Raw genomic sequence first — 24,213 nt, 5'->3', positions numbered from 1 at the left:
GTTCGGGGGCGAGGTTTCAGGGTTGACACCGCCCGACCACGCCAAGTGCGGGCCAGGATCGCGGGGACGGGGGAGCTGTGCGCGCCCACAGGCGGCCACGGCTGCGCCGCGTCCCACCGGCTGCAGTGCGCCCCGGGAGGGGCAGGGGTTCGGGTGACTTCGCAGAGCTTCGTGTCGTGTCGCAGATGTTCCAACATCTGCGACACGACACGAGCCTCTGCGAGGTGCGCCAGAACCTCTGCGAAGTGCGCGACGTGGGCGAGGTGGGCGAGGGTCGCGCTCCGCGAGTCTCCCCGCAGGGGGTTCAGTGCGAAGCACTGCAAAGAACGCAACAGGCGAAGCAGAACGCGACCAGACAAGCGCGCGTCAAGCGAGGGCAGCGAAGCCGGAGCGAAGCGAACGGCGTAGCCGCCCAAGTTTCCGGTCGCGGGCCCCTCGAGGCGAAGCCGATGAGGGGTCCCGACCGGAAACTTTCGACGCGCGAAGGCCCGCCGGAAAGCCAGCTCCGCCGCCAGGATTCGAACCTGAACCATCAGAACCAAAATCTGAGGTGCTGCCATTACACCACGGCGGATCGTGCTCACCCATGTTCCCATGGGCCGCTCGGGGTCTGTTCGGGGGCGGGCGACACACCGGACATCTCAAGACACGCCGAAACTTCACGTGCTGGGGGTGGAGGGTTGGCTCCACCTAACCTACGCTTGCGTAGGTTACGGTCGCGGAACCGTCCGTTCGACCGATGCGCACCCGACCTCTGAGGTGACTTATCGATGACCAGCACCGCCGAGGCCCTGGCGGGCCCCGAACCGATGATGGCAGGCGAACGCGCCGGCTGGCAGCACGTGCTGATCTACGTGTTCGTGATCGTGCCGATGGTCGCGTTCTTCGCCGCGGTGCCACTGGCCTGGGGCTGGGGTGTTCATCTCCACGATCTGGGCATGATGGTCGCGTTCTACACGATCGGCTGCCTGGGTATCACGGTCGGCTATCACCGGCACTTCACGCACAAGTCGTTCAAGGCTCAGACCTGGTTGCGGGTCGTGCTGGGGATCGCGGGTTCGCTCGCGGTGCAGGGTTCGGTGGTGCGGTGGGTCGCTGATCATCGCCGCCACCATGCGTATTCGGACAAGGACGGCGACCCGCATTCGCCGTGGGCCTTCGGGACCTCGCCGCTCGCGGTGGCGAAGGGTTTCGTGCACGCGCACTTCGGCTGGCTGTTCGAGAAGAGCGAGACCAACGAGCGTCGCTTCGTGCCGGACCTGCTGGCGGACCGCGCGATCATGCGGGTGAGCAATAGTTTCGCCTGGTTGGTGGTGGCGAGCCTGGTGCTGCCGGCCGTCATCGGCGGTTTGCTCACCTGGTCGTGGTGGGGTGCGCTGACCGGTTTCTTCTGGGGCGGTCTGGTCCGGATGGGCATCCTGCACCACGTGACCTGGTCGATCAACTCGATCTGTCACATGATCGGCAAGCGTCCGTTCGCGTCGCGGGACAAGTCGCGCAACTTCTGGCCGCTGGCGATCCTGAGCATGGGCGAGTCCTGGCACAACCTGCATCACGCGGACCCGACGTGTGCCCGCCACGGTGTGCTGCGCGGTCAGATCGACGTGTCGGCTCGGCTCATCTGGATCTTCGAGAAGTTCGGCTGGGCCAGTGATGTCCGTTGGCCGACGACGACTCGTCTCGCCAAGCTTCGCACCGCCAAATCTTGACCTTCCCGTACGGGTGACCCCTGTTCAGGGCAAGGGTGCGGTATTGATTACTACTTTCGTCGCCCGTCGGTGTCAAAGTTCCCCCGAGGGAGTGAGATACTCCCCGGTGGACTCGACGGAAGGCCCGTCGGACATGCCCCGACGAGGTGGTTCACGACGTGTTGGCCCTGCTTCCGGAACGACTTGACCATGTGATGCTGGTCGGCGCGCACTGCGACGACATCGTGGTCGGTTGCGGGGGGACACTGCTCGAACTGTGCCGCGCACATCCGGGGATCGAGGTCACTGCGCTGACCTTCACCGGTGGCGGCAGCCTGCGGGAGGCGGAGGAACGAGCCGCGTTGGAGGCCTTCTGTCCGGGGGCGCAGCTCCGGGTCGCGGTGCTGGATCTGCCGCACGGCCAGTTGCCGACCCGCTGGGACCGGATCAAGCGCGCGCTGGAAGATTTGCGCGCGCGGGTCGATCCCGGCGTGATCTTCGGGCCGAGCCCGAAGGACGGCAACCAGGACCGGGGGATGGTGGCCGAGCTGATCCCGGTGGCCTTCCCGGACCACCTGGTGCTCGGTTACGAGATCGCCGGCCGCGAAGGGAACCTGGAGCAGCCCGGCCTGTTCTCCCCATTGGCCGAGCCGGTGCTCCGGGAGAAGATCGAGAAGATGCTGGAGTGTTACGGCTCGCAGCGCGACCGGCCGTCCTTCGACGAGGAGTCGTTCGCCGGGCTGGCCCGGTTGCGTGGTGTGCAGTGTTATGCCCGCTACGCGGAGGCCTTCCACGTGTCGCGGTTGGTGCTCGGCTGGGCGGCACTGCCGGGCGTCGCGCCGCATCAGGGCTGACCCGTGGGGCGCATGAGCCCTTGGTTAAAGTGGGGTTTGCCAGCCGATTGACCGATGTACTCGTTGACCAGGGCAGTTGCTACTGACCGTGGCCGTCTGGGTACTCTACGCGTTCGTAGTCGACCCGAAAGTAGGTGGACGGGTGGGCGTGTTCAGGGCCTTCGGGATGGCGGCGAAGCGGTGGTACATCCTGATACCGCTGGTGCTCGTGTCCGTCGGTATCTCCTGGTACGCGTACCTCCAGATGCCGGCCGTGTACTCGGCGAGCGTGGTGCAGCAGGTGAACCCACCCGCGTCGAGCGGCAGCTCCAGCTCGAGCAGCTCCAGGAATCCGTTCTCCGACCCGACGGCGACCGCCGCGAAGCTGGCCGGTGACGTCCGGCCCCCCTCGGCGGGGCGGGGCAAGAACAAACCGCCACCGTTCACCATCACGGCCTCGGGGTCGACGATCACCGTGCAGGCCTCCGCCGACAGCGAGCAGAAGGCGTTGGCCTCGGTCAACGCGGTCGGCATCAGGCTGACCGACCGGCTCGCCGAGCTGCAGCGCGACAGCCGGGTGTCGTCTAGCGCGCAGATGCGCCTGGAGGCGTCCGGTTCGCCGACGGTGGCGCCGCCGGTCCGGACGACCGGCATCCGGGTGTTCATCGCCACGCTGATCTTCGGCTTGGGCCTGTCGGTCGTGGTGGCCGCCGCGGTGGAACGCACCGCGCGGCGTCGGCGTGCGCTGTACGACAGCGACAGCGACGACGACTACAGCGAGGACGAGAGCCCCGCGACCGAACAGGCCGTCGGGTCGGCCGATGCCGAGGCACCCACTCAGGTCGGGGCGATCCCGGCGGTCACCGATGAAGCCACCCAGGTGGGGGCGATCCCGGCGGTCACCGACGAGCCCGTCGCCCATGAGCCCGTCGCGGAGCCCGACGCCGAGGACGCCCCGACCCAGATCGCGGCATTCCCCCCGATCGGCAAGCCGGGGGTCGTGGCCTCCGCGGCGTCGGTCTCCGCCGCGGCGTCGGCGTTCGGCGCCGAGGAGGCGCCGACGCAGATCGGGGCGATCGCACCGATCCGGGAACGTGCCGAGGGTGGCATCACCCGCTCTCTGGACGGCGCCAAGCGTGACCGGCCGCCGGTACCGGTGCGGGCCAGCGCCGTCGAGGGACCCGCGCGGTCGGTCGGTGGTCTCGCCGGCACGCCGAGGCAGGTCGTCAGGGGCGGGCCGGCGGGCCGCGCGAACGGGAGCCCTCCCGCCGCCTCATTGCCGGTGAGCCCGGAGCAGCGCCCTTCGGGACCGCGACCGGCCGCCATGCCTGCCCGACCGTCCTCGACCCGGCCCGAACCCGTGGGCAACGGCGTTCCGAAGGAACGGTTCGCCGACGCGAACTCGCCTCTGTCGCCGCCACCCCCGCCGGTACAACGGCCATCCCGGCACGTACTCGCGGACACGCCGAAGGTGGCACCGTCGGACCCGCTCGGTCGGCCTGAGTCCGAGCAGCGGAAACGGTCCGTCGACGCCGAGCCCTCGGGCCAGCGGGAACGGCCGGAGACACCACCGAACGACCGGCCGAACCTGGTCGAACCGCCGCGCACCCCGGCCGTGGCGTCCGAGGATGAGCGCCGGACGGAGCCCGACGAGCTCGTGTCGGACCGGCCGATGCCGGAGCAGCCGACGACGGCGCTTCCCGCGCGGCCGAAGGCACCTGCCCTGCCGGAGCCTCCCGCGCGACCGAAGTCCGATGAGCTCGGCCAGCCCGAACGCCCGCCGGTCGCCGCGTCCGGCCAGCCGGAACCGCGGCAGGCGCGCCCCGACGCCCCCAGGACGGGAGCTCGCCCGGGTCGCCCTCCGGCGCGTCCCGGCGCCGGAGGCCCTCCCCCTCAGGGGCCGCCTCCCGGACCGAGGCCGGACCGGCCAGGGCCGTCGCGACCGGACCGCCCGAAACCGAACCAACCCGATCGACCCGGGTTCTCCCGGCCCGGGCTGGACAGAGATGCACCTCATCGGCCCGCGACGGACCGTGCCGGGGCCGATCGGCCCGGGCCGGATCGAGCGGGACAAGACCGGGCCGGTTCGGACCCGCTCGAGCTGGACCGAGCCGCGGCTGGATCAGATCAGGCCGCGCGGGGCCGGACCACGTCGGACAGCGCGGGACCGGACCGGGCCGGTGCCGATCGGGTTCGGTCGGATCGGTCTGGTGCGGAGCCGGTCGGTTCTGGTCGTGGTGTGTCCGGTCGTGGTGGGCCCGATGGTGGTGGGTCAGATCGGTCGGGGCCGGATCGTGCGCGGCCCGATCGGCCCGGGCCGGATGGTGTGGGACCGGATCGCGGCGGTCTGGCTCGCTCTGGGCCGGATCGCTCGGATCGTGCCGGGCTTGATCGTGCCGGGCTTGATCGTGGTGGGCTTGATCGTGCCGGGCCCGATGGTGCTGGGTCGGATCGGTCGGGGCCGGATCGTGCGCGGCCCGATCGGGTTGCGCCGGATGGTGTGGGACCGGATCGCGGCGGTCTGGCTCGCTCTGGGCTGGATCGCTCGGATCGGGCCGGGCTTGATCGTGCCGGGCCCGATGGTGCTGGGCTGGATCGGCCGGGGCCGGATCGTGCGCGGCCCGATCGGATTGCACCGGATGGAGTGGGACCGGATCGCGGCGGTCTGACCCGCCCTGGGCCGGGTCGCCCGGATCGTGCCGGGCCTGGTCGTGCTGGGCCTGACGGTGGTGGGCCGGATCGTGCGCGGCCCGATCGGCCTGCACCGGATGGTCCGGGACCCGAACGCGGCGACCTGACCCGCCCTGGGCCGGATCGTGGTGGGCCCGATGGTGCTGGGTTGGATCGGCCGGGGCCGGATCGTGCGAGGGTCGATCGGCCCGGGCCGGATCGCCCGGATCGTGGTGGGTCTGATCGTGCAGGTCTGGATGGGGTTGGCGCCGACCGTGTTGGTCCGGGCCGTGGTAGCCCGAGCCGTCCGGGTGTGGACCGCCCAGGGCCTGATCGCGGTGGTCCGGATGGGGCTGGTCAAGGTCGTGGTGGCCCGAGCCGTCCGAGCGGGGACCGTCCTGGCCCCGACCGTGCTGGTCCCGATGGGCCTGGCGCGGGCCGTGGTGGCCCGGTTCGACCGGGCCCCGAGCGGACCGCGCCGGATCGCGCTGGTCGGGACCGGCCGGGACCGGATCGCCCTGCATCGGATCGGCCGGGCCCAGGTGGCCGGCCGGGTCAGCCGGAGCGGATGAGGCAGCCGGGGCCGCCCAACGGGCCCCGTCCCGGGCCGGGTGTCCCGGGACCGGGGTCCTCGCGGCCGGGGATGGGGCGCGGCCCAGGACAGCGGCCGCCGGCTCCGCCGAGTGGTCAGCGGCCGCCCGCCGGAAACGGGGCGACGGAGATGGGGCCGAGGGGAAGCGGCGATCGGCCCTCGGCTCCCGCCAGCGGACAGCCACCGCCGGGGGAACGGCCGAACACCACACCACCGGTGCGGCCGCAACCTGGACCGTCACCGGTGACGTCTTCTCCCGCACAGTCGAGCGGCACGCCGCCAGCTGAGCCGAAACCTGCTGAGCCGACACCTGCTGAGCAGACGTCCGTTGCGTCTGCGCCCGCTGAGCCCAAGTCCACCTCGGACTCCGGTGCCTCACGTCCGGTCAACCGGTTCGGCGGGCCGGACCCCGCCACGTTCGCGTCGTCGGAACTGTGGGCCCCGGTCACCCCTGCATCGGACGGACCGGACAAATGGTTACCGGCCGCCGCGGCGGGGTCCGAGCGCCCCTCGTCACCGGACGAGGGGACGCCGAGGAGCGAGTCGCGGCAGGGGACAGGCGAGCCCGACGACCAGCCGGCGCCGGCTCAGCCTGCCGTCCCGGTGGACGAGCAGGAACCCGAAGACGCGGACGCCGAGCGGGAGGACGGTGACGAGGAGTTCGGCTGGCCGGAGTTCGAGCAGTCGAAGGACACCGAGGACTCGACCGAGCCGGACGACGGGTCTGAGCCGGAGGACGAGAACGAGCCGACCGCGGCCAGGCAGGGCCGCGACCAGTAGCTCGATCCCTGATCGCACCCCTCACCGGAGTGGCGTTCTACAGTGCGGACATGAGTTCGCGGTCGTCCGGATATCTTCGATTCCCTCATGTGCGCGGCTCCGAGTTGGTCTTCGTCGCCGAGAACGACGTCTGGCTGGCGTCGCTGGACGGCGGGCGGGCCTACCGGCTGACCGCCGACCAGGCGCCGGTGGCGAATCCTCGGTTGCACCCCGACGGAAGCCGCGTGGCGTGGACCTCCCGGCGCGACGGGCCGCCGGAAGTGTTCGTCGCGGACGTCGAGGGCGGTCTCGCCTCGCGGCTCACCTACTGGGGCGACATCAAGACCCGCACGCTCGGGTGGACGGGCGACGACGTGCTGGCCGTGACCTCGGCCGGGCGCCCGTCGACCCGGAGCAGCTGGGCGCACGCGGTGCCCTCGGACGGTGGTGCACCTCGGTCGCTGCCCTACGGTCCGGTGTCGGATCTCGCGCTCGGCGCGGACGGCCGGGCGCTGCTGAACTCGGTGATCTCGCTCGAACCCGCCTGGTGGAAACGCTACCGGGGTGGGACCGCCGGCAAGCTGTGGTGGAACCCGGCCGGTGACGGCGAGTTCACCCGGTTGCTCGCCGACCTCGACGGGCACCTGGTCGCCCCGATGCTGGTCGGTGACCGGCTGGCGTTCCTGTCCGACCACGAGGGCTGGGGCAACATCTACTCGGTCGCGGCTGACGGCAGCTCGGACCTGCGCCGGCACACCGATCACGGCGCCGACGACGGTCCGGGGCCGGCGTTCTACGCCAGGCACGCCACGACCGACGGCAGCAGCATCGTCTACGAGTGCGCCGGTGAGCTCTGGGTCCTGGACTCATTGGACGCATCGGCTCGCAGGCTGGACATCCGCCTCGGCGGTCCGCGCAGCGCCAGAGCGCCGTATCAGGTGGGCGCCGAGCGGCACCTGAGCTCGGCGGTACCCGATCACACCGGCCGGCTCAGCGTCGTCGGTGTCCGGGGCACCGTGCACCGGTTGGTGCACCGGGACGGTCCCTCGAGGACGCTCGCCGCCGCGGACGGTGTCCGTGCCCGGCTGGCCCGGCCGCTCGGCACCGACCGGGCGGTCTGGATCACCGATGTGACCGGCGAGGACGCCGTCGAGATCGGCCCGCTGTCCGGTGGTGACGAGGACACCGTCCGATACGGCGCCGGCGAGATAGGTCGCGTGCTGGAACTGAGCTGCGCGCCCGACGGCTCGACCATCGCTCTGGCCTGCCACGACGGTCGCCTGCTGCTGATGAACACCGAGACCGGCGCGCTCACCGAGCTGGCGCGGGGCGCCGACGGTGAGGTCACCGGGCTGGCGTTCGCACCCGACGGTGCCTGGCTTGCCTGGTCGGACCCGGTGGAGGCCGGCATCCGGCGCATCCTGCTGGCGAAGATCGACGACGAGACACCGACGCCGATCGCGGTGACCGCGACCCGGTTCGTCGACACCTCACCGGTGTTCACCACCGATGGCAAGTACCTGGCGTTCCTGTCCTACCGCAGCTTCGACCCGGTGTACGACGCGCACTCGTTCGACCTGTCCTTCCCCAACGGATGCCGGCCGTACCTCGTGCCGCTGGCCGCGCGGACGCCGTCCCCGTTCGGGCCGTCGCCGGACGGACGGCCGGCCAACGGCTCCGATCGTGGCGCAGCGCTCGACCAGGAGGAGACCGACGAGGCCGAGGACACCGACACGGACGACTCCGACCCGGTGCCGACCGTCGTGGTGGACGCCGACGGGCTCGCCGAGCGCCTGGTGCCGTTGCCCGTCGGTGAGGCGCGCTACTTCCGGCTGCGCGCGGGCAAGGACTGTCTGTTGTGGCTGCGCAACACACCCAGCGGTGTGCTCGGTGACGGGCTCGCGGAAGGTGCCGAGGGCCCGCGTCCGGTGCTCGAACGCTACGACCTGGTGCGGTGCAGGCACGATCGGGTCGCCGACCCGGTGGACGGTTACGAGGTCAGTGGCGACGGCTCTCGGCTGGTGGTGCGGGACCGGCGTTCGTTGCGCGTGCTGCGGACCGACCGGTCCGGCTCGGACAAGCCGAGCGACGACAGCTCGGACGAGTTCGACGTCGATCTGAGCCGGGTCACGGTCACCGTCGACCCGACCGCCGAGTGGCGCCAGATGTTCGACGAAGCCGGCCGGCTGATGCGCGACCACTTCTGGGTCGCCGACATGGCGGGCGTCGACTGGGCCGCCGAGCAGGCGAGGTACCGGCCACTGGTGGACCTCGTGGGTAGTCACGACGACCTGGTCGACCTGCTGTGGGAGCTGCAGGGTGAGCTCGGTACATCGCATGCGTACGTGTCGCCGACCGGCCGAGGCGGGTCGGCGCTGTGGCCCGGTCTGCTCGGCGCGGACCTGGAACGGGACGCCGAAGGCCGGTGGCGGGTGGCGAAGGTGCTGCCCGGTGAGTCGTCCGACCCGCGTGCCCGCAGCCCGCTGACCGCGCCCGGCGTCGACGTGCGCGCCGGTGACGTGCTGCTGGCCGTCGGGGGCCGTCCGGTCGACCCGACGACCGGGCCCGCCCCGCTGTTGCTGGGCACAGCCGGCCAGCCGACCGAGCTGACCGTCGAGTCCCCGGAGACCGGGGTGCGCCGCGTGGTGGTGTCGCCGCTGGGCAACGAGGAGCAGCTGCGCTACCAGGACTGGGTGGCGGGACGGCGGGCGTTCGTCGCGGACCGATCCGAAGGGCGCCTCGGCTATCTGCACCTGCCCGACATGGTGGCGAGCGGCTGGGCGCAGCTGCACCGTGACCTGGGCAGGGAGACCACCCGCGAGGGCCTCATCGTCGACGTCCGGGAGAACCGGGGCGGCCACCTGTCCCAGCTGGTGATCGAGAAACTCGCGCGGCGGGTCATCGGCTGGGACCTGATCCGGCACGGCCAGCCCACGACGTACCCGCTGGATGCGCCGCGCGGACCGGTGGTGGCGGTGGCCAACGAGTTCTCCGGTTCGGACGGCGACATCGTGACCGCCGCGTTCCAACGGGTCGGGATCGGCCCGGTGGTCGGGGTGCGGACCTGGGGTGGCGTCATCGGGATCGACAGCCGCTACCGCCTGGTCGACGGAACGGCGGTGACGCAGCCCCGCTACTCGTTCTGGATGGACAACCTCGGCTGGGAGGTCGAGAACGTCGGCGTGACACCCGACCACGAGGTGGTCATGACGCCCGCCGACCACGTCGCGGGGCGGGACCCACAGCTGGAGAAGGCCGTGGAGCTCGCGCTGGCCGCGCTGGCGCAGCGCCCCGCGGTGCAGCCGCCCGACCTGTCGAGCCGCCCGTCCCGGGCACGCCCCCCACTGCCGCCCCGCTGACACCCGCGCCGCGAGTCGGGGACGTGAGCTCAGCGAGTCGGGGACGTGAGCTCAGCGAGTCCGGGACGTCGGCACACCGCCCTCGCCGAGTTCCCGACTCAGGGTGCTGAGGTGCCCGACTCGCCGGCGAGCGTCAGCCCGGCTCGCCCCGGTAGGTGCCGAAGGTCCACACGTTGCCCTCCGGGTCGTTCACGGTGAAGGTGTGGGAGCCGTAGTCGGTGTCCTCGAGCGGGGTGGTGATGTCGGCTCCGGCCGCGACGCACCGCCGGTGGATGTCGTCGACGCGGTCGGTGACGACGTAGGCCGCCGCGACCCCGCTCGAGGCGCCAGCGCAGTGCTTGACGGAGCCGAGCATGACTCCGCCGCCCTCGGGCCAGCGCAGCTGCGAATGGGTGATGTCGCCTGCGTCGTCCGGGACCACGAACACCTCGTGGAACCCGAGGACGTCGACGAGGAAACGGAGACCGGCGGGGGCGTCGTCGTACCGCACGGACGGCCAGACGGTGGGTGCTGGTGTGGTCATGGCGTCAGCTTTGCTCGCCGAACGCCTCCGGGTCTTGGAGAAAAGGGAGCTCCTCGACCAGCCAGGTGCGCGGCGTGCACCCGGCCATGGAGCGGAACTCGTTGCTCAGGTGCGCCTGGTCGAAATAACCGCAGGTCGACGCGACCTCGGCCAGTCCGCCGGGGGGTAGCCGCCGCAGCATCTCGGTGGCGCGTCCGAACCGCACGACCCTGGCCGCCTGCTTCGGGCTCAGCCCGACCTCACGGCTGAACCGTTCGGAGAAGTGCCGCCGGCTCCAGCCGATGTCCTCGGCCAGCCGCGCGATCGGGACAGCGCCACCCTCGGTCACCAGCCGCCGCCACGCCCAGCCGATCTCGTCCGCCGGACCGGTCCGGGACGACCTGCTCGCGGAGTCGATCAGCGCGCGATCCAGCAGATCGAACCGGGTGGCCCAGTCCGGGGCCGCGCGAAGCTGGTCCGGCAGCGACGCCAGGTCGGGGCGGGGTAGCTGCGCGAGGTCGACGATCCAGCCGGACAGCTCGGCGGCCGACACCCCGAGCAGTGTGCGGACGCCGAGCGGGTTCAGCTCGACGTGGATGCCGGACTGGTTGCGGTCCTGCCCGATGAGCGCCGGGCCCGCGTGCAGACCGCTGACGAGACCCTGCCAGTGGTCCGGTCGCTGCGGGCTGCCGGGCATGTCGACGAGCCGGATCGGCTCCTCGAGACTGATGATCAACGTGAGGTGGCGGCCGGGCAGACCCCGGTGCACCGCCAGCGACACATCACGCTGCCGGTAGCCGATGTAGCGGCTGACCAGCGCATGCAGCGCCGGGTGCGGGCGGCGTAGCGCCCAGCTCACCTCGGCGGTGTCCATGCCACCACTGTAGGAGGTCCCGGAACGGCTGTGGTCGGGTTTCCTCGTGAGTGCTGAGGCCGGCGCCGCTTCGCGGTAGACGGCCTCAGCACTCACGAGGTGGGGCACGTACGCTGGTGACGGAGACTCCGCCGGGGTACCAGTCCCGGGCAGGGGTCTGCCCGCGTGCGCTCAACCAGCCCTGCTCGGAAGGTTCGCAATTGTCTCCGGTCGCCGCACCTCCCGCCCTCTCGCCCGGACTGCTCACCGCCGCCATGGCCGATCCGGGCCTGGGCTCACTGGTCGATTCGCTCAGCGTGCCCAGCCTGCGCATCGAAGGCCCGGCCGCGCTGCGCCCGCTGGTCACCGGTGCGCTCGCGAGAGCGACCGACGTGCCGGCCACCCTCGCGGTCTGCGCGACCGAGCGGGAGTGCGAGGAGCTGGCCTCGACGCTGCGCGAGCTCGTCGGCGAGGACGCGGTGGCGATCCTGCCGTCCTGGGAGACGTTGCCGCACGAGCGGTTGTCACCGCGTTCGGACACGGTCGGCAAGCGCATCGCGCTGTTCCACCGGCTGGCGAGCGGTGACGACTCGTTGCGCGTGGTCGTCGCGGCGGTGCGCAGCCTCATCCAGCCCATCGCGCCGGGGCTCGGTCGTCTCGAACCGATCGCGCTGCGGGTCGGTGACACACACGACTTCGACGAGCTGCTGCACCGGCTCGTCGAGCTCGCCTACACCCGCGTCGACATGGTCACCGGACGCGGGGAGTTCGCCGTGCGCGGCGGCATCGTGGACGTGTTCGCGCCGACCGCCGAACACCCGGTCCGGGTCGAGATGTGGGGCGACGAGGTCTCCGAGCTGCGCCAGTTCGCGGTCGCCGACCAGCGCTCCATCGGGCCCGCCGACCAGCTGGACGCGCCGCCGTGCCGTGAGCTGCTGCTCACCGAACCGGTCCGGGCGCGCGCCGCGCAGCTCGCCGAGCAGCACGAGAGCAACCAGGCGCTGTCCGAGCTGCTCGGCAGGCTCGCCGAGGGCATCCCGGCCGAGGGCATGGAATCGCTCATCCCGGTGCTGTGCGAGGGCAGCCTCGACCTGTTGACCGACCTCATGCCGGCCGGTTCGCACGTCCTGGTGGTCGACCCGGAGCGGATCCGCACGCGCGCGCGTGACCTGGTCCGTACCGGCATCGAGTTCCTGGAGGCGTCCTGGCTCGCCGCCGCGACCGGACCGGCGGCCAAGGCCCCGATCGACCTCGGCTCCTCGGCCTACCGCGACCTGGCCGAGATCTCCGAGCACGCGCTGGCCACCGGTCGCCACTGGTGGACGCTCAGCCCGTTCAACAGCGACGAGCAGGCAGACACCGACGACTACACCGTCCGGCCGGGGTTCCTCGCCGCCGAGTCCTATCGCGGCGACATCTCGAAGGCCCTCGACGACCTGCGTAAGCACACGTCCGAGGGTGGATCGGCCGTGCTGCTGCTGGCCGGCGCGGGCACCGCGCAGCGCGCGATGGAGCAGCTCGCCGAGGCCGAGGTGCCGGCCAAGCGCGCCCAGGGCTCCGACTTCGAGCCGGAGAAGGGCGTCGTCACCGTCGCCCAGGGTGTACTGACCGACGGGTTCTACGCGCCCGCGCTGGGTCTGCTGGTGCTCACCGAGGCCGACCTCACCGGCAACCGCGTGGCGACCGGCGAGGTGCGCAAGCTGGCGCCCCGCCGGCGCAACGCGGTCCAGCTGGAGACCCTGCAGCCGGGCGACTTCGTCGTGCACTCCCAGCACGGCATCGGCCGGTTCGTCGAGATGCGCGAACGCACCGTCAGCGGTGCGAAGCGCGAGTACCTGGTGCTGGAGTACGCCTCCAGCAAGCGCGGCCAGCCAGCCGACCGGCTGTTCGTGCCGACCGACCAGCTCGACGAGATCAGCCGCTACGTCGGCGGCGAGCAGCCGGTGCTCAACAAGATGGGCGGCGGTGACTGGGCCAAGACGAAGAGCAAGGCGCGGCGCGCGGTCCGCCAGATCGCGGCGCAGCTCGTGCAGCTCTACGCGGCCCGCAAAGCCAGCCCGGGGCACGCGTTCGCGCCGGACACGCCGTGGCAGCGGGAGATGGAGGACGCGTTCCCGCACACCGAGACCCCCGACCAGCTGTCCGCGATCAACGAGGTCAAGGCCGACATGGAGCAGCCGGTCCCGATGGACCGGGTGGTCTCCGGTGACGTCGGCTTCGGCAAGACCGAGATCGCGGTGCGCGCCGCGTTCAAGGCCGTGCAGGACGGCAAGCAGGTCGCGGTGCTCGTGCCGACGACGCTGCTGGCCAGCCAGCACCTGCAGACGTTCCAGGACCGGATGCGGTCGTTCCCGGTGAACGTCAAGGGCCTGTCCCGGTTCACCGACGGCCACGAGGCGACCGAGACGATCAAGGGTCTCGCCGAGGGCACCGTCGACGTCGTCGTCGGCACGCACCGGTTGCTGCAGAACAGCGTGCGCTGGAAGGACCTCGGTCTGGTCATCATCGACGAGGAGCAGCGCTTCGGCGTCGAGCACAAGGAACACATCACGGCGCTGCGCGCGCACGTCGACATGCTGTCCATGTCCGCGACGCCCATCCCGCGCACCCTGGAGATGAGCCTCGCCGGCATCCGCGAGCTGTCCACCATCGCCACCCCGCCGGAGGAACGACACCCGGTGCTCACCTACGTGGGCGCCTACGACCGCAAGCAGGTCGGTGCCGCGATCCGGCGCGAGCTGCTGCGCGACGGCCAGGTGTTCTACGTGCACAACCGGGTGTCCTCGATCGACCGGGCCGCCGCGACGGTGCGCGAGATGGTGCCCGAGGCGCGGGTCGCGGTCGCGCACGGCCAGATGAACGAGGAGCTGCTGGAACGCACGGTGGCGGGCTTCTGGCAGAACGAGTTCGACGTGCTGGTCTGCACGACGATCGTGGAGAACGGCCTGGACATCTCCAACGCGAACACGCTCATCGTGGAGCGTTCGGAGAACCTCGGCCTGTCCCAGCTGCACCAGCTGCGCGGTCGCGTCGGACGTGGCCGGGAACGTGGCTACGCCTACTTCCTGTACCCCGGGGAGACGCCGCTGACCGAGACCGCGCACGACCGGCTCGCTACGATCGCGCAGCACTCCGAGCTGGGCTCGGGTACCGCCGTGGCGATGAAGGACCTGGAGATCCGCGGCGCGGGCAACATCCTGGGTGCCGAGCAGTCCGGGCACATCGCCGGCGTCGGCTTCGACCTGTACGTCCGGCTCGTCGGCGAGGCCGTCGCGGCGTTCCGGCAGGCAGGGGGCGCGGGCGCGGCCGGCGAGGAGGAGACGCTCGCCGAGGTGCGGGTCGAACTCCCGGTCGACGCGCACGTCGCGCACGACTACGTGACCGGCGAACGGCTGCGTCTCGAGGTGTACCGCAAGATCGCCGAGGCCGGGGACGGCGAGGCCCTCGACGCGATCGTCGCGGAGCTGACCGACCGGTACGGCACGCCGCCGGAGCCGGTGCGCAACCTGATCTCGGTGGCGGCCTTCCGCCAGACCTGCCGCCGCTTCGGCATCGCCGAGGTCGCGATGGCGGGCAGCTCGATCCGGTTCTCCTCGGTGGAGCTGCCGGAGTCCGCGCAGCTGCGGCTGCGCAGGCTGCACCCCCGGTCCACCTACAAGGCGGTCGCCGGGACCATCGTGGTCCCGCGTCCCGCCGCGGGGTCGTCCGGTGGTGGTCAGCGCATGGGTGCCGCGCCGATGCGCGACACCGAGCTGCTCGACTGGTGCGCGAAGCTGCTCGCCGACATCGTCGGACCGACGCTGGCCGCACCGGGGTCGGGATCGGCCTGATCACCGGCCGTGAGAAGGTACGACGGTGCTCAACGCTGCTTTAGGTGTTTTCCGGCGTAGGTCCGTGGTCGTCGCAGCCGCGATCGGGGTGAGCGGTGCGTTGCTGACCGGGTGCGGCAGCGGGCCCAACCAGGCCGGGGCGGCCGCGATCGTCGGTGACCGCGAGGTGTCGGTCTCGCAGCTGCAGAAGCAGGTCGACACCGCACTCGCCAACCCGAAGATCAAGCAGAGCCTCGCGCTGCAGGGCGCGCCCGCATCGCTGGTGGCGCAGGTGATCGTCAGCCGCGAGGTGCAGCACCTGTTGCTGCTGGAATCGGCCGAGCGTGAAGGAATCACGGTCACCGAGGACCAGGTGAACGCGGAGCTGGCGAAGCCGGGCGTCGCGCAGAGCTACGCCGGTCAGCTCGCGCTCGACCCGGCCAGCCAGCGCGACTCGGCTCGTGACCAGCTGATCTGCGAAGCGCTGGTCAACAAGTACCTCAACCGGCTGTCCGCGACGGTCGACCTGGTGAACGCCGACTCCAAGGAACAGGCGATCGCCGTGGCCAGGCAGCTGGCCGCCGGTCCCGCGCAGGCGGCGGCCGCGATCAAGGCAGCCGGCCAGAACGGCGCCGGCGGGCTCGCGTTGCGCGGGGCGCTGGTCGCCCAGCAGGACCTCAACCTGGTGCTCGGCACCCAGGCCGGCCAGGTGGTCGCGCTGCAGACCGGGCCGACCTCGTGGACCGTGTGGCGGGTCAGCCAGCGCAGCACCACCGCACCGCCGGTCGGTCCGGCCGACGCGGCGGCCTCGCTCGGTGACGCCGCCGTGTACATGGTCGGCGGGCGGCTCACGCAGCCGTTGGCCGAGCAGCTCGGCGTGCGGGTCAACCCGCGCTTCGGTCGCTGGGACCCGGTCGTGCTGTCGATCCTGCAGCCCGGGCAGTCGCCCAGTGTGATCATGCCGGCCACCCTGACCTGATGGCCCGGACGCTGGTCGTACTGTCCACCAGGGTCGGCTCGGTGCTGCCCTTGTCGGCACTACCGGCACTGCGCGCGGCGTCCGGGATCTATGCGGACGACACGGTCTCGGCGTTCATGCTCGAGACCGTTGGTGCGACGCGGTTGTCGGACGTTGCGAGCTGGCCCGTCGACAGCGTGCTGCTGACGATCGCGCGTGACGAGGCGACGGTGCAGGCGCTGGCCGCGTCGGCCGACGAGGTCCTGATCGTCCCGGAGCTTCCCGGCGCGATGGTTCCGCACGCGGCGCTGGTCATGGACCGGCTGCGCTCCGAGGGCGGCTGTCCGTGGGACGCCGAGCAGACCCACACGACGTTGCTGCAGTACCTGATCGAGGAGACCTACGAGCTGCACGAGGCCATCGAGCAGGCCGACCGGGACGCGATGCGCGAGGAGCTCGGCGACGTCCTGCTCCAGGTGCTCTTCCACTCCCGGATGGCCGAGGAGGGGTACGTCGCCCCGTTCCGCCGCGGAACGACACCGTTCAGTCTTGACGACGTCGCCGAGGGCCTGATCCAGAAGCTGGTGAGCCGCCACCCGCAGGTGTTCGCTCCGGGCTGGGAGCAGGAGTACCAGGCGGTCAAGGCGAAGCCACAGCAGGAGAAGCCGAGGGTCACGGTGGCCGAGCTGTCCCGCCAGATGATGGAGCGGCGCGCCGCGGCGCAGCGGCAGGAAGGCCACTGGGACCAGCTCAAGCAGCAGGAGAAGCAGCGCGAGTCCGCGATGGACGGGGTGGCACTGGGACAGCCCGCCGCCGCGCTCGCCGCGAAGGTGATCTCCCGCGGGTACAAGGCCGGTATCCCCCAGGACCTCATCGAGGGCAGCAGGCCGTACGAGTCACTGTGGGAAGCCGTCGTCGAGATGAAGCTCGGTGGCGACGACCCCGAGCAGGACCTGCGCACTTCGGCACGGCAGTTCGTCGCGGCGGTGCGGGCGGCGGAGAAGGCGGCCAAGGCGGCCGGCCGTGCGTCACACACGCTCACCTCGGACGACTGGCGTCACTTCTGGCCCGACGACCCGGACGACCTCCCCTGAGCAGGCCGTGAGTGCTTTCGGTTGCTCTGGCAACCCAGAACACTCACGGCTCAGGTGAGGGCTTCCCGCGCGGCTGAGCTGACCGCGTCGGCAGTGGCGGCGAGTGCGGGGGAGTCGAGCTTCCACTGCTGCCAGTAGAGCGGGACGTCGATCGGGGTCTCCGGGGCGAGGTCGATCAGGGTGCCGGCGCTCAGATGCGTGCCCGCCTGCGCCATCGGCAGCATGCCCCAGCCCATGCCGGCGCTGACCGCGTCGACGAACCCCTCCGAGGAGGGCACGTAGTGGCGCAGCGGACCGACGCCGTTTCTGTGTCCGAGTGAGCGCGCGAAGCGGTCCTGCAGGTCGTCGTGGTCGTTGAAGATCACCACCGGTGCGGTCGGCAGCAGGGTGCGCAGTGACGTGTCCGGCCAGTCGCGCAGGTGTCGTGCGATGAACGCGGGGCTGGCCACCGCCCGGTAGCGCATGTTGCCCAGCGCGCGCACCGAGCAGCCCTGGACCGGGTCCGGTGCCGAGGTGACCGCTGCCGCGACGAGTCCCTCGCGCAGCAGCGCGGCGGTGTGATCCTGGTCCTCCCGGTGCAGCTCGAAACAGACCCGCAGGTGCTCGGGGACCCGGGTGAGCGCCGGTAGGAACCAGGTGGCGAGCGAGTCGGCGTTGACCGCGATCGACAACCGGGACGGCTCGTCGGCGCCGCTCATGCCCAGCTCGCCGAGAGCGTCCCGTTCGAGTCTCGCGACCTGGCGGGCGAACCGCGCCACCACCTGGCCGGACTCGGTCAGCCGGACCGGCTTCGAGCGGATCAGCAGCACCCGTCCGGTGCGTTGTTCGAGCGCCTTGACGCGCTGGCTGATCGCCGACGGAGTCAGGTGCAGCGCGGCGGCGGCGGCGTCGAACGTGCCTTCGTCGACGACGGTCAGCAGCGTGCGGACCTGGTCCAGGGGCAGCTCAGTCATCACGAGCGCTAATGTTACGTAAGAATCTTGAGCTGTACTGTTGACAGTTCTGTTCCTACGTTCGGTGTCGTGCCTGACGTACTCGCCCTTGCAGCCGGATTCGGCACCGGCCTCTCGCTCATCGTCGCCATCGGCTCCCAGAACGCGTTCGTGCTCCGCCAGGGCATCCGACGCGATGCGGTTCTGCTCGTGGTGCTGGTGTGCATCGTGTCCGATGCGGTGCTCATCGTGCTGGGCGTCGGCGGTGTCGGCGCCGCGATCGGTGCGTGGCCCTGGGTGTTCACCGCGGTCGCGGTGGCCGGTGGGCTGTTCCTGCTCTGTTACGGGGCGCTGGCCGCGCGGCGGGCGTTCCGGCCGTCCGCGATGCAGCTCACCGGCGAGGTCGCAGGCTCGCGGCGCCGTGCGCTGGGTACCGCGCTCGCGCTGACCTGGCTGAACCCGCACGTCTACCTGGACACGGTCCTGCTGCTCGGCTCGGTCGCCGCCGGCCATGGCTCGCTGCGCTGGTACTTCGCGCTCGGGGCGACCCTCGCCAGCGTGTGCTGGTTCGTCGCGCTGGGCTTCGGCGCCCGCCTGCTCAGCGGCTTCTTCACCCGCCCGTCCTCCTGGCGGGTCCTCGACGGCCTGGTGGCGACGACGATGCTCATCCTGGGCACAGGCCTCCTGGCAAGCGCCTGACCGAGCCCCGACTCGCCAAACCTCCCGACTCGCGGTGCTGAAATTCCCGACTCGCGGTGCCGAGACGCCCGACTCGCGGTGCCAGGAAGCCCGACTCGCGGAGGGTGTCCGCGCACACCCCGCGAGTCGGGCGTCTGAGCACCGCGAGTCGGGGGTGTGGGCACCGCGAGGTGGGGCGCAGGACACATGGGGCCGGCGTTTCTGCAGGGGCGTGAGGGGCCTGTTGCGGGTGAGAAAAGCAAGCTGAGGCTGGCCTCAGTCGTCGATTGACGCTCCTGATTAGCGATGCCTAACCTGAGCCGGCTCTGGAGGAGGTTGCCCTAACCATGCTGCCCACGTTTGTGATCGGGCTCCGCGAAGGACTCGAAGCCTCGCTGATCGTGGGCATCGTCGCCGGCTTCCTCGGTCGCCAGGGACGACGCGACGCGCTGCGTCAGGTCTGGATCGGCGTGATCGTCGCCGTGCTCATCTGCATCGCCGTCGGCGTCGCACTGGAGATCGTCTCGGCCGACCTGCCGCAGGCTCAGCAGGAAGGCCTGGAGACGGTCATCGGGCTGTTCGCCGTCGCCATGGTGACCTACATGGTCGTGTGGATGCGGCAGCATTCCCGGGACCTCAAGGGTGAGCTCGAAGGCGCCGCGAGCGCCGCGTTGGCCCGGGGCTCGGCGTTCGCACTCGTCGCGATGGCCTTTCTCGCCGTGCTGCGGGAGGGCTTCGAGACCGCCGTCTTCCTGCTCGCCGCGTTCCAGGCCAGCACTTCGCCGATCCTGGCCGGTTCGGGTGCACTGATCGGCATCCTGCTCGCCATCGCGCTCGGCTACGGCATCTACCGGGGCGGCGTCAAGATCAACATGGCGCGGTTCTTCCGGATCACCGGCATCGTGCTCGTCCTGGTTGCCGCAGGACTGGTGATGACCGCCGCCCACACCGCCCACGAGGCGGGCTGGGTGAACTTCGGCCAGGACCGGGTGGCCGACCTGTCCTGGCTGGTGCAACCGGGGACCCCGATCTCCTCGCTGCTCACCGGAATGCTCGGTATCCAGCCCTACCCGGTGACCGTCGAGGTCGTCGCGTGGCTCGTGTACCTGGTTCCGCTGCTGGCCTACCTGCTCTGGCCCCAGCGCCGACCCCACGAACAAGGCCCCCGGGGCCTGTCCTCAACCAAGCACGAGAGGCACCACACGTCATGATCATGTCTCGAGCGAACACGCTCGTCGGCGCCGCGGCTCTGCTCTGTACCGCGAGCCTGCTCGCCGGCTGTGGTGGCTCCGGCGGCGCTGGTGGCCAGTCCGGCTCCCAGCCCGCGACCGATGTCAAGATCACCCTGTCCGATGCCGGGTGCGAACCGCAGCCCGCGAGTGTGCCGGCCGGCCCGGTGAAGTTCTCCATCACCAACTCCGGCTCGGCCAAGGTCACCGAGGCCGAGGTGCAGCGCGACGGCCGCATCCTGGGTGAGAAGGAGAGCCTCACCCCCGGCCTGTCCGGCAACTTCTCGCTGCGTCTGGACGGCGGGCAGTACAGCATCTACTGCCCGGGCGGCGCCAAGGACACCTGGACGTTCACCGTCACCGGCGGCACCGCACCGAGCACGAAGGCCGCCGACACGTCGCTGGCTGATGCGACCAAGGCCTACCACGACTACGTGGTCGCCGAGGTCGACAAGCTCACGACCAGCACCAAGACGTTCACCGACGCCGTGCGCGCCGGTGACATGGCCAAGGCGAAAGCCGTGTTCGGCCCGGCTCGGATGAACTACGAGAGCATCGAGCCGGTCGCGGAGAGCTTCGGCGACCTCGACCCGAACATCGACGCCCGTATCGACGACGCCCCGGACCCCACCCAGTGGACCGGTTTCCACCGCATCGAGAAGGCGATCTGGCAGGACAACACCCTGGCCGGGATGGCCCCGCTCGCGGACAAGCTGGACGCGGACGTCGCGACGCTCAAGAAGAACGTCGCCGACGCGACCTACCAGCCCGCCCAGCTGGCCAACGGCGCGAGCGACCTGCTCACCGAGGTGTCCACCACGAAGGTGACCGGTGAGGAGGATCGCTACTCGCACACCGACCTGTTCGACTTCGCCGCGAACATCGGCGGCGCCCGCGAGTGCTTCGAGCTGCTCAAGCCGGCGCTCGCCGCGAAGAACCCGGACCTCGCCCAGCAGCTGGAGGCGCGGTTCACCGATGTCGTGACCAAGCTCGGCCAGTTCAAGCAGGGCGACGGCTACGTCGACTACAGCACGGTGAACCCGGACCAGCGCCGCGTGCTCGCCAACTCGGTGAACGCGCTGGCCGAGCCGCTGTCGAAGGTCTCCGGACAGGTGGTCTGAGTTGGCGGACTCCGTACCGGGCGGACCCAGGCTCAGCCGCCGAGGTCTGCTCGGCGGTGCCGCCGGCCTGGGCGTGGCGACCGTCGTCGGTGCCGGACTGGCCGGCTGCGGCAGCTCGACCGAGCAGCAGCAGGTGGTGCCGTTCTACGGCACCCACCAGGCCGGCATCAGTACCGACACCCAGGACCGGCTGGCGTTTGCCGCGTTCGACGTCAGCCCGACCGCGAGCCGCCAGGACCTGGTGGACATGCTGCGCACCTGGACCGCCGCCGCCGAGGCGATGACCAGGGGCGTCATGGTGCCCGGTGAGTCGCACGCCCAGGAGGTCCCGCCCGCCGACACCGGCGAGACGATCGGTCTGCCGCCGTCCCAGCTCACCGTCACGATCGGCTTCGGCCCGGGACTGTTCGACCAGCGGTTCGGCCTCGCGGCCCGCAAACCGGCGCAGTTCGCCGAGCTGCCGCCGCTTCCCGGCGCGCTCCTGGACCCGACGCGTACCGGCGGTGACATCGGAGTCCAGGCCTGCGCCAACGATCCGGCGGTCGCCTTCCACGCGGTACGCAACCTGGCGCGCCTCGGCAAGGGCACGGCCGTGACCAGGTGGACCCAGCTCGGTTTCGGGCGCACCGCGTCCACCGGGACCGACCAGCAGACCGAACGGAACCTGCTCGGCTTCAAGGACGGCACCCGCAACATCAAGAGCGACGACCAGCAGGCACTCGACAAGTACGTGTGGGTCGGTGACGAGGCCGCGCAGCCGTGGATGGCGGGCGGCAGCTACCTGGTGGCGCGCCGCATCCGCATGTTCGTCGAGGCCTGGGACCGTGACCGGCTCAGTGACCAGGAACAGGTCATCGGCAGGGAGAAGTACACCGGTGCCCCGCTGACCGGCCGCGACGAGTTCGACACCCCGGACTTCGCGGCGAAGGGCCCGGACGGGCAGCCGGTCATCGACGACACCGCCCACGTGCGGCTCGCCGCGTTCGAGAACAACGGCGGGCTGCGCATCCTACGTCGCGGCTACTCCTTCACCGACGGCATCGACTCACGCACCGGCGACCTGGACGCGGGCCTGTTCTTCATCTCGTTCCAGCGCGACCCGGACCAGTTCGTCACGTTGCAGCGCAAGCTCGGTGTGCACGACGCGCTGAACGAGTACATCCGCCACGTCGGCTCCGGCCTGTTCGCCTGCCCCGGCGGAGTCCCCGACGCCAACCACTACTGGGGCCAGCAGCTCTTCGAGCCGTGAGTGATTTGGGCTGCTCCCGCAGCCCAAATCACTCACGGGGTTTACCTGGGGGTGACGACCATCGCGCTGCCGCCGGAGCGGCGTTTCGGCTCGGCGGCGGCCTGCAGCGCACCGTCGGGCAGGAACTCCAGGGCTTCGAGCGCGCCGATCTCGGGCGCCGGGGTGAACATGCCGGGCGCGGTCACGAACCTCTGCCCGAGCTTCTCCAACCCGGCGCGCTCCGGCGAGTCCAGGAACGCGGGCTCGGCCTCGGTGTTGGCCGAGTTGCGCTGCGACGCCCTCGGCGCGGCGATCGCGTCCGGCAGCGTCATGCCCAGGTCGATGCGGTTGACCAGGGTCTGCAGCACGGTCGTGATGATCGTCGCGCCACCCGGTGACCCGAGCGCGATGAACGGCTTGCCGTCGCGCAGCAGGATGAACGGCGACATGCTGCTGCGCGGCCGCTTACCGGCCGCCGGCAGGTTCGGGTCCGGGACACCGGCGGTGACCGGGGCGAAGTTGAAGTCGGTCAGCTCGTTGTTGAGCAGGAAACCCCGGTGCGGGACGGCGATCGCGGATCCGCCGGTCTGCTCGATCGTGAGTGTGTAGGACACGACGTTGCCCCAGCGGTCCGCCGTCACCAGATGCGTCGTCGACGGGCCTTCGTGCGTCTGCGGAGAACCGGTCCCCGGCACACAGCCCGACGCCGGAACGTTCGGGTCGCCGGGGGCGAGCGGGCTGGTCAGCGTGCCGGTCGGGCCGATCAGGCAGGCCCGGTCCTTGCCGAACTCCGGCGCGAGCAGCGGCCCGGTCGGCACGGACGAGAACTTCGGGTCGCCCACCCAGCGGCCCCGGTCGGCGAACGCGATCCGGCTGGCCTCCAGGTAGTGGTGCATCGCCTGCACCCGGTCGCCCGAGGACAGCGTGTAGTTGCCCAGGATGTTCAGAGCCTCGCCGACGGTGGTTCCACCCGAGCTGGACGGGGCCATGCCGTACAGGTCGATGCCCCGGTAGGTCGAGTGCGTCGGATCCTGCTCGATGACGGAGTAGCCGGCCAGGTCGGAGGCCTGCATGAACCCGGGGCGGAAGTTCATCGTCGCGCCGGAGGCCATCGGCGGCTGACCAACGGCTTTGACGATGTCGGCGCCGATCTCGCCCTGGTAGAAGGCGTTCGGGCCGTCCTTGGCCAGCAGCCGGTAGGTGTTCGCCAGGTCCGGGTTGCGCAGGATCGTGCCGGGCGCCGGGAGCTGCCCGCCGGGCAGGTACAGCTCGGTCGTCGGCGCGATGGCCCGGAACCGCTTCTCGTTCATCGCGGTCTCGTCGCGGAACTGCTGGCTGACCACGACACCGTCGTCGGCGAGCTTCGTCGCGGGTCCCAGCGCGGTGCCCAGCGACACCGTGCCCCAGCTGTGCAGCGCCTTGTCCCAGGTGGCGAGCGTTCCGGGGACACCGACCGACAGGCCCGAGTTGACCGCTTCGTCGAACGGGATCGGCTTGCCGGTCGCCGGGTCGAGGAACGAGTCCTCCTTCATGGTCGCCGGTGCGGTCTCGCGGCCGTCGATCGTACGGACCTGGCCGCTGCGCGCGTCGTAGTAGACGAAGTACCCGCCACCGCCGATGCCCGCCGAGTACGGCTCGACGACGCCCAGCGCGGCCGCCGTCGCGACGGCGGCGTCGACCGCGTTCCCTCCGTTGCGCAGGACGTCGATGCCGGCCTGCGTGGAGTACGGGTTGACGCTGGACACGGCGCCACCGGACCCGACGGCGACCGCGGTCCTCGCCGGGAACGGCTGCCCAGGGGGTGGCTGAGGCGTCGGCGGCCCGCCACACGCCGCGACGAGCGTCGCGCAACACGCGACGGCGAACAGTGTTCCGGCAACCCGCATCACGGCCCCCAAGGAGACTTAC

Annotated in this window: 19 protein-coding genes and 1 tRNA gene; 13 read left to right on the top strand and 7 right to left on the bottom strand. The window is 71.0% G+C overall.

From position 1 onward, the window contains the following. Positions 1–503: 503 nt before the first annotated feature. Positions 504–574, bottom strand: a tRNA-Gln gene (locus tag G406_RS0112065). A 196-nt stretch (positions 575–770) separates the two neighbouring features. Here G406_RS0112065 and G406_RS0112060 point away from each other — a divergent pair. Together G406_RS0112060 and G406_RS0112055 are read left to right on the top strand one after the other, a co-directional pair. Beyond that, entirely contained in the window at positions 771–1,709 is a 939-nt protein-coding gene (locus G406_RS0112060) for an acyl-CoA desaturase (protein WP_028934038.1), read from the top strand. Positions 1,710–1,867: 158 nt separating this feature from the next. Next, positions 1,868–2,542: a PIG-L deacetylase family protein gene (locus tag G406_RS0112055; protein WP_028934037.1), complete on the top strand. Its 675-nt coding sequence runs from the start codon at positions 1,868–1,870 to the stop codon at positions 2,540–2,542. Between the two features lie 105 nt (positions 2,543–2,647). Here the strand turns inward: G406_RS0112055 and G406_RS0112050 are convergent, their stop codons facing one another. Both G406_RS0112050 and G406_RS0112045 read right to left on the bottom strand, forming a co-directional pair. After that, on the bottom strand, positions 2,648–3,247 hold the full coding sequence (locus G406_RS0112050) for a hypothetical protein (protein WP_028934036.1): 600 nt from the start codon (positions 3,245–3,247) through the stop codon (positions 2,648–2,650). 111 nt (positions 3,248–3,358) lie between these two features. Further along, on the bottom strand, positions 3,359–3,889 hold the full coding sequence (locus G406_RS0112045; protein ID WP_156934804.1) for a hypothetical protein: 531 nt from the start codon (positions 3,887–3,889) through the stop codon (positions 3,359–3,361). Positions 3,890–4,275: 386 nt separating this feature from the next. Here G406_RS0112045 and G406_RS0112040 point away from each other — a divergent pair, with 386 nt between their 5' ends. The 4 genes from G406_RS0112040 to G406_RS0112020 all read left to right on the top strand — a co-directional run bounded on the left by G406_RS0112040 (position 4,276) and on the right by G406_RS0112020 (position 9,901). Beyond that, positions 4,276–5,190 carry a hypothetical protein gene (locus G406_RS0112040; protein WP_156934803.1) on the top strand — a complete coding sequence of 305 codons (915 nt, stop codon included), beginning with the start codon at positions 4,276–4,278 and terminating at the stop codon, positions 5,188–5,190. 159 nt (positions 5,191–5,349) lie between these two features. Beyond that, entirely contained in the window at positions 5,350–5,763 is a 414-nt protein-coding gene (locus G406_RS0112030) for a hypothetical protein (protein ID WP_037076145.1), read from the top strand. A 263-nt stretch (positions 5,764–6,026) separates the two neighbouring features. After that, positions 6,027–6,563 carry a hypothetical protein gene (locus tag G406_RS56750; RefSeq protein WP_156934802.1) on the top strand — a complete coding sequence of 179 codons (537 nt, stop codon included), beginning with the start codon at positions 6,027–6,029 and terminating at the stop codon, positions 6,561–6,563. Between the two features lie 50 nt (positions 6,564–6,613). Beyond that, positions 6,614–9,901, top strand: a complete 3,288-nt coding sequence (locus G406_RS0112020) for a S41 family peptidase (RefSeq protein ID WP_028934032.1) — start codon at positions 6,614–6,616, stop codon at positions 9,899–9,901. Positions 9,902–10,034: 133 nt separating this feature from the next. Here G406_RS0112020 and G406_RS0112015 read toward each other — a convergent pair whose 3' ends face one another. Then, a complete protein-coding gene (locus G406_RS0112015) occupies positions 10,035–10,424 on the bottom strand; it encodes a VOC family protein (protein ID WP_028934031.1) in 390 nt (129 codons plus the stop codon). A 4-nt stretch (positions 10,425–10,428) separates the two neighbouring features. Beyond that, entirely contained in the window at positions 10,429–11,277 is an 849-nt protein-coding gene (locus G406_RS0112010) for an AraC family transcriptional regulator (protein WP_028934030.1), read from the bottom strand. A gap of 254 nt (positions 11,278–11,531) precedes the next feature. On the opposite strand from G406_RS0112010, the gene mfd reads away from it, so the two are divergent. The 3 genes from mfd (at position 11,532) to G406_RS0111995 (ending at position 17,117) form a co-directional block, all read left to right on the top strand. After that, complete coding sequence (mfd, locus tag G406_RS0112005; RefSeq protein WP_037076228.1) at positions 11,532–15,086, top strand: transcription-repair coupling factor; 3,555 nt, start codon at positions 11,532–11,534, stop codon at positions 15,084–15,086. 64 nt (positions 15,087–15,150) lie between these two features. Next, on the top strand, positions 15,151–16,044 hold the full coding sequence (locus tag G406_RS0112000; protein WP_028934028.1) for a SurA N-terminal domain-containing protein: 894 nt from the start codon (positions 15,151–15,153) through the stop codon (positions 16,042–16,044). Then, positions 16,044–17,117, top strand: a complete 1,074-nt coding sequence (locus tag G406_RS0111995; protein ID WP_051341970.1) for a nucleoside triphosphate pyrophosphohydrolase — start codon at positions 16,044–16,046, stop codon at positions 17,115–17,117. The genes G406_RS0112000 and G406_RS0111995 overlap by 1 nt, the downstream gene beginning before the upstream one ends. 50 nt (positions 17,118–17,167) lie before the next feature. Here G406_RS0111995 and G406_RS0111990 read toward each other — a convergent pair whose 3' ends face one another. Next, complete coding sequence (locus tag G406_RS0111990; protein ID WP_037076144.1) at positions 17,168–18,070, bottom strand: LysR family transcriptional regulator ArgP; 903 nt, start codon at positions 18,068–18,070, stop codon at positions 17,168–17,170. A 69-nt stretch (positions 18,071–18,139) separates the two neighbouring features. Here G406_RS0111990 and G406_RS0111985 point away from each other — a divergent pair, with 69 nt between their 5' ends. The 4 genes from G406_RS0111985 (at position 18,140) to efeB (ending at position 22,326) form a co-directional block, all read left to right on the top strand. Further along, entirely contained in the window at positions 18,140–18,748 is a 609-nt protein-coding gene (locus G406_RS0111985; RefSeq protein WP_028934025.1) for a LysE/ArgO family amino acid transporter, read from the top strand. A 326-nt stretch (positions 18,749–19,074) separates the two neighbouring features. Then, positions 19,075–19,938 carry an iron uptake transporter permease EfeU gene (gene efeU, locus G406_RS46340; protein ID WP_037076142.1) on the top strand — a complete coding sequence of 288 codons (864 nt, stop codon included), beginning with the start codon at positions 19,075–19,077 and terminating at the stop codon, positions 19,936–19,938. Further along, entirely contained in the window at positions 19,935–21,077 is a 1,143-nt protein-coding gene (gene efeO, locus G406_RS0111975; RefSeq protein WP_028934024.1) for an iron uptake system protein EfeO, read from the top strand. Before efeU ends, efeO begins: the two co-directional genes overlap by 4 nt. 1 nt (position 21,078) lies before the next feature. Further along, positions 21,079–22,326: an iron uptake transporter deferrochelatase/peroxidase subunit gene (gene efeB / locus G406_RS0111970; RefSeq protein ID WP_028934023.1), complete on the top strand. Its 1,248-nt coding sequence runs from the start codon at positions 21,079–21,081 to the stop codon at positions 22,324–22,326. Between the two features lie 41 nt (positions 22,327–22,367). On the opposite strand, the gene ggt is transcribed toward efeB, so the two are convergent. Then, a complete protein-coding gene (gene ggt, locus G406_RS0111965; protein ID WP_028934022.1) occupies positions 22,368–24,191 on the bottom strand; it encodes a gamma-glutamyltransferase in 1,824 nt (607 codons plus the stop codon). Positions 24,192–24,213 lie beyond the last annotated feature (22 nt).

It is taken from the genome of Actinospineispora spinosispora DSM 44797 (assembly GCF_000429025.1).
Lineage (GTDB): Bacteria > Actinomycetota > Actinomycetes > Mycobacteriales > Pseudonocardiaceae > Pseudonocardia > Pseudonocardia spinosispora.
Note: the sequence above shows the minus strand (reverse complement) of the source record. Positions and strands in the feature narration are given on the sequence as shown.